This is a genomic window from Microcystis sp. M53602_WE12, assembly GCF_030065455.1.
In the GTDB taxonomy this organism is placed as follows: Bacteria; Cyanobacteriota; Cyanobacteriia; order Cyanobacteriales; family Microcystaceae; genus Microcystis; species Microcystis aeruginosa.
Genome location: NZ_JASJFB010000635.1, coordinates 1 through 12,596, shown reverse-complemented (window position 1 = coordinate 12,596; position 12,596 = coordinate 1). Strand labels below are relative to the sequence as shown.

At 44.2% G+C, this 12,596-nt stretch carries 12 protein-coding genes and 1 pseudogene; 4 read left to right on the top strand and 9 right to left on the bottom strand.

All coding sequences use genetic code 11. The features are described from left to right. Positions 1–262: pseudogene (locus PX482_RS20165) on the bottom strand (RNA-guided endonuclease TnpB family protein); the annotation flags it as partial. Between the two features lie 257 nt (positions 263–519). On the opposite strand from PX482_RS20165, the gene pdxA reads away from it, so the two are divergent. Both pdxA and PX482_RS20155 read left to right on the top strand, forming a co-directional pair. Beyond that, positions 520–1,548: a 4-hydroxythreonine-4-phosphate dehydrogenase PdxA gene (gene pdxA / locus PX482_RS20160; protein WP_002757040.1), complete on the top strand. Its 1,029-nt coding sequence runs from the start codon at positions 520–522 to the stop codon at positions 1,546–1,548. 24 nt (positions 1,549–1,572) lie between these two features. Continuing rightward, positions 1,573–2,937 (top strand): NAD-dependent succinate-semialdehyde dehydrogenase, encoded by a 1,365-nt coding sequence (locus tag PX482_RS20155; RefSeq protein WP_002757038.1) that lies wholly within the window; start codon positions 1,573–1,575, stop codon positions 2,935–2,937. An 877-nt stretch (positions 2,938–3,814) separates the two neighbouring features. On the opposite strand, the gene PX482_RS20150 is transcribed toward PX482_RS20155, so the two are convergent. The 5 genes from PX482_RS20150 to lysA all read right to left on the bottom strand — a co-directional run bounded on the left by PX482_RS20150 (position 3,815) and on the right by lysA (position 9,113). Beyond that, entirely contained in the window at positions 3,815–4,927 is a 1,113-nt protein-coding gene (locus PX482_RS20150) for a hypothetical protein (RefSeq protein WP_002757036.1), read from the bottom strand. 130 nt (positions 4,928–5,057) lie between these two features. Further along, a complete protein-coding gene (locus PX482_RS20145; RefSeq protein ID WP_002738222.1) occupies positions 5,058–5,372 on the bottom strand; it encodes a DUF1825 family protein in 315 nt (104 codons plus the stop codon). A 253-nt stretch (positions 5,373–5,625) separates the two neighbouring features. Next, positions 5,626–6,375 (bottom strand): polyprenyl diphosphate synthase, encoded by a 750-nt coding sequence (gene uppS, locus PX482_RS20140; protein ID WP_002757028.1) that lies wholly within the window; start codon positions 6,373–6,375, stop codon positions 5,626–5,628. After that, positions 6,372–7,292, bottom strand: a complete 921-nt coding sequence (cdaA, locus tag PX482_RS20135; protein WP_002757027.1) for a diadenylate cyclase CdaA — start codon at positions 7,290–7,292, stop codon at positions 6,372–6,374. Before cdaA ends, uppS begins: the two co-directional genes overlap by 4 nt. 423 nt (positions 7,293–7,715) lie before the next feature. Next, positions 7,716–9,113, bottom strand: a complete 1,398-nt coding sequence (gene lysA / locus PX482_RS20130; RefSeq protein WP_288095019.1) for a diaminopimelate decarboxylase — start codon at positions 9,111–9,113, stop codon at positions 7,716–7,718. Positions 9,114–9,341: 228 nt separating this feature from the next. Here lysA and PX482_RS20125 point away from each other — a divergent pair, with 228 nt between their 5' ends. Continuing rightward, positions 9,342–10,067, top strand: a complete 726-nt coding sequence (locus PX482_RS20125) for a GUN4 domain-containing protein (RefSeq protein WP_002757025.1) — start codon at positions 9,342–9,344, stop codon at positions 10,065–10,067. 1 nt (position 10,068) lies between these two features. On the opposite strand, the gene PX482_RS20120 is transcribed toward PX482_RS20125, so the two are convergent. Together PX482_RS20120 and thyD are read right to left on the bottom strand one after the other, a co-directional pair. Then, a complete protein-coding gene (locus PX482_RS20120; protein WP_002757024.1) occupies positions 10,069–10,854 on the bottom strand; it encodes a hypothetical protein in 786 nt (261 codons plus the stop codon). 44 nt (positions 10,855–10,898) lie between these two features. Further along, positions 10,899–11,846, bottom strand: coding sequence for a thylakoid membrane protein ThyD (gene thyD, locus PX482_RS20115; protein ID WP_287971753.1), 948 nt, complete (start codon positions 11,844–11,846; stop codon positions 10,899–10,901). A 99-nt stretch (positions 11,847–11,945) separates the two neighbouring features. Here thyD and PX482_RS20110 point away from each other — a divergent pair, with 99 nt between their 5' ends. Next, positions 11,946–12,077: a hypothetical protein gene (locus tag PX482_RS20110; RefSeq protein WP_283160160.1), complete on the top strand. Its 132-nt coding sequence runs from the start codon at positions 11,946–11,948 to the stop codon at positions 12,075–12,077. Here the strand turns inward: PX482_RS20110 and psb28 are convergent. Beyond that, positions 12,065–12,424, bottom strand: coding sequence for a photosystem II reaction center protein Psb28 (gene psb28, locus PX482_RS20105; protein ID WP_002757021.1), 360 nt, complete (start codon positions 12,422–12,424; stop codon positions 12,065–12,067). The genes PX482_RS20110 and psb28 overlap by 13 nt on opposite strands. Positions 12,425–12,596 lie beyond the last annotated feature (172 nt).

Here is a 12,596-nt window from a genome sequence, read left to right as displayed (position 1 = left end):
GGTAAAACCTATTAATTGATTGCCAGGCTCTATCAGCAGCCGATTGACGAGCTTGAGAGTTTAATTTATTAACCCATGGTGTCTCTTTATTGTTAGCTAGTACCGCACAAAGCTTTTGAAGATCATTCCGGGTTGTCCCCTTATTGTCCATCCAATAACGAACACAAGAGTTACGCACAAACTGAGAAGTTTTGATAGCTTCATCAAGCCGGTGATATTGTTCTGGTGTCCCGTTTTTTAGCTTGGCTTCTACGACTAGCATTGATTAATCCTCGACCCTGGATCAATTAAGTATAACACAGTTTACCTACAAATGGTAGAATTAAAATCGTGCTTCGCAGTCAATATCCTGGTCGGATTTCATCCCCCGCAAAGGTTGATGTCTTGTCAAAAAATTTAGCGGGGGCATTCATCCGACATTTTAGGTAAACTGAAGATTGTTTACTGATTTATTCCCTCCTGATGATTGTCAACGATGAGATTAATCGGGAGAATTAGCAATATTGACGGCCAAAATTTATGGAATTCGCCTCTTTTATTCCCCGTCTAGTTATCCCCGTCGGTGATCCCGCCGGAATCGGCCCTGAAGTGGTGTTAAAAGCGATCGCCGATTCCCCAATCTCGTCCGGTTGTCAGATTACTCTAATCGGGACAAGAACGCTTCTCGAAAAAGCCTATCACGATCCCCATCTTCTCGATCGCTTTTCTCTGATCGATTTGCCCTACAATCAAGAAAAAATCGTTTGCGGGCGTGGGGATGCCCACAGTGGTGAAATCAGCTTTCTTTACCTGCAAGAAGCCATAAAACGCACCCTCAAGGGCGAATTTGATGGTATTGTCACCGGTCCGATTGCCAAATCCTGTTGGCAGTTGGCCGGTTATGATTTCCCCGGTCAAACGGAGGTTTTAGCTACCATGGCGGGAATTAACCGTTATGGGATGCTATTCGTCGCTAAATCCCCTCACACCGGCTATAACTTACGCACTCTCCTCGCCACTACCCACATACCCCTGCGAGAAGTTCCTGATGCTCTTAACCCCGATCTGATGACCCGAAAACTAGACCTATTGATCGAGTCTTTAAAGCTAGATTTCGGCATCGATCGCCCCAAAATCGCCATATCCGGCCTTAATCCCCACAGTGGCGAAGCGGGAAAACTGGGAAGGGAGGAAAAAGACTGGTTACAGCCTTGGTTGCAGTCAATGGCGCAGAAATACCCGCAAACCCAATTAATCGGCCTTGTCCCCCCCGATACGCTTTGGGTGGAACCGGGACGCGCTTGGTTTAGCGGTGCAGGGCAACCCGCCGACGCATATCTGGCATTATACCACGATCAAGGCCTAATTCCCGTCAAATTAATGGCTTTTGACTGTGCTGTTAATACTACCATCGGTTTACCTTTTGTTCGCACCTCTCCAGACCACGGGACGGCTTTTGATATCGCCGGTCTTGGCATCGCTAGGGCCCAGAGTATGCAAGCGGCGATCCAATTAGCGATCGAATTATGTCAGCAGCGGGACAACCGGAGAACTAAACTAGAGATATAGCCCTCGATAGGAGACAATTGGGATATGGGTATCGCTTCAGTTAACCCTGCCACGGGAGAAATTCTCAAGACTTTTACCCCTCTAACCTCGGAGGAATTGGCGGCGAAATTGGCCCTAGCTGAGGCCACTTTTCAGCAGTATCGCCGCACCGCCATCAGTGAACGGGGACAGTGGTTACGGCAAGCGGCGGATATTTTGGAACGGGATCAAGTAGCATTGGCTAAAACCATGACTTTAGAAATGGGGAAACCAATCAAATCAGCGATCGCAGAAGTCCTCAAATGTGCCTTGGTTTGTCGTTTTTATGCCGATAATGCCGCCGGTTATCTGGAAGATGTGCTGATTACCACCGATGCTAGTCGCAGTTTTGTCCGTTATCAACCGTTAGGGGTGATTTTAGCGGTTATGCCCTGGAATTTCCCTTTATGGCAAGTATTTCGCTTTGCTGCCCCCGCTTTAATGGCGGGAAATGTCGGCCTACTCAAACACGCTTCTAATGTCCCCCAATCAGCTTTAGCGGTGGAAAGAATTTTATTAGAAGCCGGTTTTCCCGAAGGTGCTTTTCAAACTCTTTTGATCGGGGCCGATCGCGTTAGTGATTTAATTAACGATGAACGGGTAAAAGCCGCCACTTTAACCGGTAGTGAACCGGCGGGGATGAGTTTAGCGGCCGCCGCAGGAAAACAGATCAAAAAAGTGGTTTTGGAGTTGGGAGGTAGTGATCCTTTTATCGTTTTAGATACTGCCGATATCGAGGCGGCAGCGGCTACGGCAGTAACGGCGCGATTGTTAAATAATGGTCAGACTTGTATCGCCGCTAAACGGTTTATTGTTATGGAAACTGTCGCCGCTCAATTTGAACAGTTATTAGTGGCCAAATTCCAAGCTTTAAGAGTTGGTGATCCCCTCGATGAAACTGTTGATATCGGTCCTTTGGCCACGGTATCGATCGTCTCGGAAATTGCCCATCAAGTCGAAAAAACCGTCGCTATGGGTGGTAAAGTCCTTGTGGGGGGTCAACGTTTAGAGGGAAAAGGTAACTTTTATCTACCAACGATTTTAACCGATATTCCTGTCGGTTCTCCGGGGGAAAAAGAGGAATTTTTTGGACCGGTGGCTTTACTATTTCGAGTCAAAAATATCGATGAAGCGATCGCTTTAGCTAATGATAGTCCCTTTGGTTTAGGTTCTAGTGCTTGGACGAATAACCCCGCAGAAATTGAGCGTTTAATTACCGAAATTGAGGCCGGTTGTGTGTTTATTAACGGTATGGTTAAATCCGATCCTCGCTTGCCCTTTGGGGGTATTAAACGTTCTGGTTTTGGACGGGAATTAAGTGTCGAAGGTATTCGCGAATTTGTCAACGTTAAAACTGTTTGGATTAAGTAAATCAGTAGGGTGGGTTAGCAACGCGTAACCCACCACCATAACCAAAATCACCCACCACAATTGTCGGTGCGTTACGCTATCGAAGAGCGCACCCTACGGATTAAAAATATGCCGCGCATTTTTGATCATATTGAGTCCCATTTATTGCCAATTTTACAGAAAAGGGGCTGATTTTTGTGTGGGTTATTTTAATTTGCGCGGTTGGCAGTAACCTTTACACCTTTAATACCTTTGACCTTTATGATGAGCTAAGGCCATTTGATAAGAAGAAATGGGGGATACTCCTTTTAATCTTTGTCCTCAGTCATTTCTTCCCAAATAGCAACGACTATACTAATAGGTAAAAAAAACAACAAGAAAGGGAATATAAATTAAAGTTATTAATAAATCAATCAAAAAAATTAGGTCTCGAATATTATATTTAAGTAGTCGTGCAAAATTAATTTCCTAGTCGAGACTCCGAGACAGGAGACTCCGAGACAGGAGACGGGAGACGGGATACAGGAGACGGGAGCGGATTTGAGTTTTCAGTTCACTGTTTACTGATCACAGCAGAAGTCTGACGGAGTAGTGGCTTAGATGTGTAATTAATTGTGATTAGATACTTACCTAAAATGTCGGTTTGAAGGAACCCTCGGTTTCACCGACGCGCTTGCGCTTTCGCGCTTTACGCTTTGAAAGTGAAGATATACTTTTTTAGCGTATCTGGATTTTGTGTATTTTCTCAGTTTTTTTTAAACTTTACTCCAGTATCTAATTTACTCTTAATAGAAAGAATAGATTCATAAATATATTTTTATTCCTCATAATAGCCCCATTCATGCAATTGTACTCCTGACTCCTAACCCCACCAACAAACTTTTTCAGCCAACCCTACTTAGGTTCTCACTAAGGATTTATTGACACTGGCTTCAATTTGATAAATAGAGGAAAGGACGCTACCTTGATGATTATTGACTAGATCATATTTGACTTCCTGTAAATAATTAAAAATGGTATCCCGCAGAATCGTTTTTTCAATGTTTACCCGGTGCTGATAGTCCCATAAATCCCAAACTATCAAACCAATTCCCACGATTGGATCGATTAATTCTGCGCCAAAACTACTCGCTACTGCTCCACCGGTTTTAGTGGCAATTTTCGCCCCGGTTTTTCCCGCTAGGGACAAATAAACTGTGCTGCCCACTTTCACCACTGGGATGAGAGATTTAACTCCCAAAGCAGTGGCACCACCGACTAAAAGTTTAATTGATGTGTTAGAAATATTGCCCTCGGTATCTTGAATTGTTATGGCTATATCGCTAAGATAACGATCCCATTTACCTTGGGGAATTTGATAACTGGCCTGAATATTCTCTAATTCATTGCTTAAATTATTGACATATAAATTAACGGCATCCCTAGTAATTCTCTCTAGACGCAATTGAGCCTCTTGGGGACGAATTACCCGTTTAGTAAACTCGGTTTGAATAGTTTTGGTCAAATTTTCTGCCACCACCTGTTCCGGGGGTGGATTATCTGTATTGACCCAGTGAGCGATCGAGGAGTATAATCCGCTTAAAAAGGCCTTGCCCTCAAATTGTTTTTGATTGAAATAGTTAAAATACCAAGGCAGAAAACCCTGATCTACTCGTGTCATCAACTCCTCCACCCATCCCTCAATTTCTCCTAGGGCGAAGCTTTGAGAATTTGCTCTCGCTGTCTGTAAAGCTTGGCTAATCTCCCGATCGATTTGACTGTTAGATTTTTCGGGTATAGTGATGGGAATCTCTAGGTTAGTTTCGGTAGCAACCCTAGTTTTTAACGGTTCATTGCCGGCAGTTCCTAGCCAAATTTTCCCTAAAAGAGGCAAGATAACCACTAGAACAACTATAGCCCAAATTAACGGGGTTATTGCCTTAATCAGTTGACTGATTGCCTGAATGCGGTTAGTTTTTTCACTATACTGAGGTGGCTCAATATTCTCTTGTGAATCTGGCCTGGAGTTCATCAGCTAACCTACTTAAAATTATTAGATCATTGTTCTCAAAAAACCGCAGAAACCCCAATTTTCCGAGCAGTAATCTGGAGAGGACATTATCGGGTAAAAGGCAGCCAATACCCGATAAATATCGGCAATTTTAGCGAATCTCTGCCTTCATCCGTTCAAGGGTTTGCTGCATTTGGTCGAACATCATTTGGGGAGTCATACCAAATTGACCTAATTGGGTTTTTAGCTGTTCTACGGTCATTTGGGCGGAAAAATCCTCAGATAACTCAAAACGCTTCATAAATATCTTGTAGCGTTCCATTAACTCCTCCATCCTATCGATAAAGATTATTTTACCCTCTCGATCGAATTTACCGTACTCGCTGCCTAGTTGTGTGAGAGACTGGTAATCTTCAAATAGCTGTCTAGCTTCCTGTTGAACCACTTCTGAGTCAAAGAATCCCATAATCTTAAAACTGCTTATCGTCGATAGTTATTCTCTCCCCTATTTTATTTTAGCCGGGGAAAAAGTCTAGCTCCAGCCGATTTACGGATTACCGTATTGGGGAAATCGAGCAGATCACAAACGACCTCTCGTCGCAGTTTAACCGTTGCCCCAGGGAGTTTAAGATTAAAAGTGATCAGACCTCTTGTAAAAATCAAAAATTGTCCTTTAACTGCCCCACAGTGGCTATTTTGAGCAATTTGGGCTGCAGCCCTTATAATTTGCCAAAACGACGATGACGACCCTGATAATCTTTTAAAGCGCGGTGAAATTGCACTCGATCGAAATCGGGCCAGAGGGTGTCAGTAACATAGATTTCCGCGTAGGCCATTTGCCATAGTAAAAAATTACTAATTCGCATTTCCCCACTACTGCGAATTAACAGGTCTGGGTTAGGAATCCCAGCAGTATAAAGATACTGTTCAAAGAGAGATTCATCGATCGCTTCTGGGGAGACTAAACCCTGTTGCACCTGACGAGCGATCGCCTGACAAGCTTGCACGATCTCCTCTCGGCCACCATAATTAGTAGCCACCGTAAATTGAATACCGGAATTTTTGCTAGTTTCTGCTTGAGATTTAGCAATTTCCCGTCTTAAAGACTCTGGCAAGGCTGATAAATTACCAATAAAGCGAATTTTGACATTTTGCTGCATCATTTCTTCTAATTCCCGCCGCAAAACCCGCTCGAATAGAGTCATTAAAAACTCTACTTCCTCCAGGGGACGACCCCAATTTTCCGTCGAAAAAGCATAAGCAGTTAAAGCGGGAATCCCCCAGTCGCGACAACAGCGCAGCAAGTCTTTGAGTGCATCTACTCCCCGTTGATGGCCCATAATCCGGGGTAAACCACGATTTTTCGCCCAACGACCGTTCCCATCCATAATCACTGCGACGTGCTGAGGCAAACGGTTTTTATCTAAATCCGTAGGTAATTCTGGTGATAAGCTCGGTTTAACAGTCATTTTCTATCTTTCGGGGTTGCGCTGGGCGAACGGGAGAATTTTTCTAAGATTAGACGACCTTTTAAGCCAATTGTACGCCCTAAACGTCCCCAACTCGGTGCGACCACTTCCCCCTCTCCCGACGGAGAAAACTTCGCTTCGAGCAGCTCTTTTAGTTTACTACTGGTTAAAGGCCGATCCAAATTACCCCCCGACGCGAGGGAAATCGAGCCAGTTTCCTCAGAAACCACAATACAGATACAATTATCTAGCCTTTCGGTAATGCCCATGGCTGCCCGATGACGGGTGCCTAATTGCCTAGAGGTACTGCGCTCCGATAGGGGTAGAATAACACCAGCGGCCACCACTCGATCGCCCCGAATAAATACAGCCCCATCGTGCAGTAAAGTTTTAGTTTGAAAAATAGTTTGAATTAATTCCTTAGATACTTCGCCATTTAGCATCACTCCCGGATTGACAAACACCTTGGTGTCGAGATTGCCACTGGTTTCTAATACCATCAGCGCACCGGTGCGATTTTGAGATAGATCCTTCACCGCGTCCACTAACTCATCAATGACATTATCGGTCTTGGGAGTGGGGGAACTTTTTTTAAATAATTCCCATACTTGACCTTTGCCCAATAATTCTAAAAAACGGCGAAATTCCGACTGAAAAATCACAGCGATCGCTACGGCTGCCCCCAAAATCAATTTTTCTAGGACTAACCCCAGCAAGCGCAATCCTAGGGCATCGCTAATCACCGAGGCCAGCATTAAGTAGATTAGTCCTCGCACCATCCAAAAGGTACGCCGCTCGCCGATAATTAGCAGCAGCATATAGGTAAGGAGGAGAACTAACCCAAAGTCTAGGACTGACAGACCATGGCTGAGAATCCAGGACAATAACCGGCGAGGGTCCAGAAAAAAACCCGACATGGGGGACGATAGCGATGAGGTTTATATTAAGGAGAGTCGATTGGTTGACATACCCCACGCCGTAAACGGACGTGGATTCTTCTAGCATCACTGCTGTGAATTTCTGGCTCAACGAGTCCACTTGAATTAGATTCCTGGCGAAATCCAACCCAGAGGTGGTTCTCTCCTCAGACTTTCGCTCCATTACAGAAGCCTGTTCTCGTATGCCCTACGATACAGTTCAAAACCTCTAAAATAATTGGTTTCTTTGGTACTTGACGCTTAGAGCTTTTACCTATAGGAGCATTCCCCTATAGAACCCCATAACTCTAGTTTTCAAGGTGCGTTCATCGGTTGATGACTGGGTTTTTTAAGCGGTTGCTTACCCTGCCCGCTATTCTTAATATCATACATCCTATAAAGTCGCCCTAAAAGGGCGAGGCTTTAAACCCAATTTTTCGGTAAACGGTCTTGACGCAGCAAATCCGCCAGATTTTCCCGTTCAAGGATCAGATTAGCTTCTCCATTTTGGACAATTACCGCCGCCGGACGGGGTAAGCGGTTGTAATTAGAAGCCATACTGTAGTTATAGGCTCCTGTGGCTAAAACCACTAAAATATCCCCCGGGTTGGTTTTCGGTAGCGTAATATCCTTAATTAGAATATCGCCAGATTCACAATGTTTTCCAGCTATTGTCACCACTTCCTGACATTCTTGACTCATTTTGTTAGCGACCACGGCCCGGTAAACCGATTGATAGGTAATCGGTCGGGGATTATCGGACATTCCGCCATCGACGGCGATATAGGTGCGGATTTCGGGGATTTCTTTGCGATTACCCACTGTATAGGCCGTTACGCAAGCGGTGGCAATCAGAGAGCGTCCCGGTTCGGCAATGAGCAGGGGATAAGCGATACCTCTTTCCTGACAAGCTTTGGCCACTGCTAAGGACACTGCTTGCACCCATTCCTCGATACTTGGGGGGTCATCACTTTCGAGGTAGCGAATTCCTAAACCACCACCCACATTTAATTGCTCTAGGGGTAAACCCCGTTCTAATCCTAATTTAAACCAATCTGCCAGCACAGAGGCTAAGTCTTGGTGGGGTTGACGTTCAAAAATCTGGGAACCGATGTGAGCGTGTAAACCCAGACAATTCAGCTGCGGATGAGCTAAAACATAGTCAAATACCGCTTCGATTTGATGGGGGTCAAAACCAAATTTACTGTCTAAGTGACCCGTGCGAATATATTCGTGGGTGTGACACTCGATGCCGGGGGTTAAACGCAACAGGATCGGAATAGGGGTATCAGGACGATTTTCGCCTAATTTAACCAGATTTTCTAGTTCTAGCCAGTTATCAACGATAATAATGCAGTTATGCTCGATCGCATATTCTAACTCGGCGATCGATTTGTTATTACCATGAAAGTATATTGGCACATCAGTTTTATTGATCTGGTCTAAAGCGGTTAACACCGTGTGAATTTCTCCGGCCGACACCACATCAAAACCTAATCCTTCACTAGCGACCACGGCCGATACAGCCAGGCAATTCCACGCTTTCGAGGCATAAATTACCCTAGATTCTCCGGGATAATGTGTCTGGAAACCTTGCAGGTATTGACGACAGGCAGTGCGGAGGGTAACTTCATCGACAATATACAAGGGTGAACCGAAACGCTCCACTAGGGTGGTCACATCGCAACCACCGATTTCTAGACAATCGCGGTTATTAACCTTGGCTGTCAGGGGTAACAGGGTTTGATTCGGGGATAGACAATCTTGATAGGCTAAATATTTTTGTCCGGAATTGCTGATTTTAGGTTCAGTTGATAGCATAATCGGTGTTTTTTGTCAAGCAATCGATAATTTTTGTTACAATCTCTGCCCATCACCGATTCAGTCAAGGGAAATTTGACCGTCGGTGATCTAGATAACCAAAATAGTTCTCTCTTTCAGTGTACGATCAACCACCCGCTAAAAATCCCTTTTTTGTCTGGAAAAAATCGAGCAGCGACCCCGAAATAGTGGTAATAGTATTGAAGGAGTGGTCTTAAAAGTGATGATATGACTGACCAGAATGGCGTGTTAGTAGAAGAACAGAGCGAGGATATTACCCGTAAGATGAGTCAATTAGCCACCGAGTCGCCGAAAAATCAATTACAGATCCTGACACAATTAGCTGGGGCCGGAGAAGGTGGCCTAACTGTATTGAGAGATTTTTTATTAGCCCAGCGTCCCACTCCCGTTAATCTGGTGACAGGTAAGGCTTATCAATTGCTCTATCAAGATAATAGCGCTCAGAGCAAGGAATTTTTAGCTAATTATTTTCCCACGGGGGTTGTTCCCCTCGATAGTGCTAAAGGTATCGATTATCGACTTTTACAGGAATTATTGGCTAAACAGGATTTTCAAACTGCCGATAGTCTTACCCGTCAAAAACTCTGTGAATTAGCAGGAGAAGGGGCAATACAGAGGAAATGGGTCTATTTTACGGAAGTAGAAGCTTTTCCCAAGGTTGACATTCAGACTATTGATAATCTTTGGTTAGTTCATTCGGAAGGGAAATTCGGTTGGTCGGTGCAGCGCAAATTATGGCTCGGTGTCGGTCAAGATTTCCCGAAACTCTGGCCGAAAATTGGCTGGAAAAATGGCAATAATTGGACAAAATACCCGCAGGAATTTATCTGGGATTTAAGCGCTCCCGTGGGCCATTTACCCCTGTTAAATCAACTGCGCGGGGTGAGAGTGGCCGCCTCTTTATTCTCCCATCCCGTCTGGAGTGAAAAATAGATTAGCGATAGTAAAAATCGTAGTTTTTTAGGGCATTCAGTCGGGCTAAATTGAGACGATAATGATAGCCTAGTCTTTTTTGGAGGGGTTGCCAAAAATCTTTTTTAATGGGAGGTTGATAACTGGCATCAAGGTGATTGCTTTTATTTTTGAGGATTAACCAAGCTTCACCGGTATCTACTGTCCACCCGACTTTTGCTGCCGCTAGTCCCATAATACTGCCTTCGCCACTGTGCATTCCTTTCATTTCTAAATAGAGTGCTATCTTCCCCCAAAAATGCAAAAACTCTTGCTCTTTCCCTCCATCTCTAGTGACTATAAATAAAGACTCTCCAATCCAATTTACTTGTTCACTCGGAATTCCTAGTTTTTCAGAAACCCTGATTAAATTAGGTAAATCCCGAGGACGATATTTTTTATTATGCTCAACCATACTCTGATGACAACCAACGATACCTGGAGTAAAATCAAGATTGTCCGGTAATGATTCTATTAGTCTTGTATCCGCATCGATAAAAATAGCTGTCGGAAATAACTTTAAACTTTCTTCTAGAACAAAGCGTTTATCATTATAACAATGTAAAATACCTTTTTGAGTATGTTTAAAAGCCATAACATTGGGACTATTATCAAAATACTGAGGGGCATCAGTTCCCACCACTAGACTGCTCTGAGGGGCGTATTTTTGTAAATCTTCAGCCAAAGTTTTAGTTAATTTTTGATACTTTTCTCTTAGGGCTAAAGTGCAAAAACAATAATTTGCTGTCGGCTCGGAAAGATTCATCATAGACCGTTAGTATTGAGAATTTTTCCCCCCAGTGTATCAGCTTTCTACATTTTCGGGACGATTTCTTGTAAGGCCGCTTCTAGATTAGGATAACGATAGTCAAAACCGATCGCTTGAGTGGCTTTTGGCAGCACTTCTTGACCTTCTAAGACGATTTTTGCTCCTTCTCCCAAGAGAATTTCGAGGGCAAAATCTGGCACTGGCAACCAAGAAGGACGATTCATTACTTCCCCTAAAATCTGACAGAATTCTTTCATCCGGACGGGATTGGGTGCAGTAGCGTTGAAAGTACCGCTAATTCCCTGGCGATCGAGACAATAGATAATTAAATTAATTAAATCATCCCGATGAATCCAAGAAAACCACTGACGACCGCTCCCAATCGGTCCGCCGGCAAAAAGTTTGAAGGGTGGGATCATTTTCCCCAGGGCCCCCCCATTGCCTAAAACAATACCCGTGCGAAGAATGACTAAACGAGTGCCGTAATCTTTAACTTTTTGGGCTGCTGTTTCCCACTTTTTACAGACATCTGCCAGAAAATCGTCACCGGGAGGGCTATTTTCGTCAAAACTAGCGGTTTCACTGGTTCCATAGTAACCGATCGCCGAGGAGTTAATTAAAACTTTCGGTTTCTGGTCGGCCAGTGCGGTCGCAACGCGCTCGCTACGCGAGATCGCCTCGACAATTTTCTCGGTGCCGATTTCCCGACTAGCGACGATTGCTCGTTTTGCTTCACCGGTCCAGCGTTCCGAAATCGGTTCTCCCGCTAGATTAATCACCGCGTCACATCCGCAAATCTCTTTTTGCCAATCCCCCGATTCTGTGGCGATATAGGGAATAATCTCTATCTTAGGATAGATTGACTTTGGGTAAATTCTTCGGGCTTTATCGGGATTGCGAGTCAAAATTAGGATGTCATCGCCGCGATCATAGAGTTTGACCACCAATCTACTACCCACAAATCCCGTCGCCCCAGTAATCGCTATTTTCATGGTTTCTTGACTAAATTTATCCTTATTTTAGCTGGTTTTTGGCTATCAGAGTTCAGGAGTCAGTCCCGATGAAAAAATTTTCACCCCCACAGATGAAAGATGTTTCTTTCCCTACACCCCACACCCTACACCCTCTTTCAAGTCGGTAGTCAGGAGATTATTTTTATTTGTTCTCCCCACACCCTACACCCCACACCCTACACCCCACTTCCCACTTCTCACTTATCCTGATACCCCATCCCGTTAGCGGCTGCATAACGATTCATAAAGCGCAGAAAACGCTCCCAGTGTTCATCGGTGATTTCAAAACCACATTCTACCCGTTGAATTTCATCTCCTTCATCTCCTCCAAAAATAAACTTAGTCGAGTTGGGAATAACTATAATCACTCCTTCCTCATCGGTGAGACGGAGATCGCCGTAGGTGCGGGTGGTGAAACTTTGGAAACGTTCGATCGCTTTCAGGGTTTTAAAAGTCATCAGGACATTGCGAATCCCGGTACTTTTATTTTTGCGGAGACTAACACCGCTTAATTCTTCTGATAAACCGACAAAAAACTCGATCGTGGGAGTGGTCATAGGTATAGCTATAAAATTTTAGTTATTGATTTTGGCTCTTCGGTTTGTGTTATGCAATGGACGGGGGTTATAAGGGATGGAACCCTTATATAGAAAGGCATTTAGCGATTTTTGTCAATTATTTCTTATCTAGAGCGAACTAATCAATTAAGTCTCTTGCCAGATAAGGATT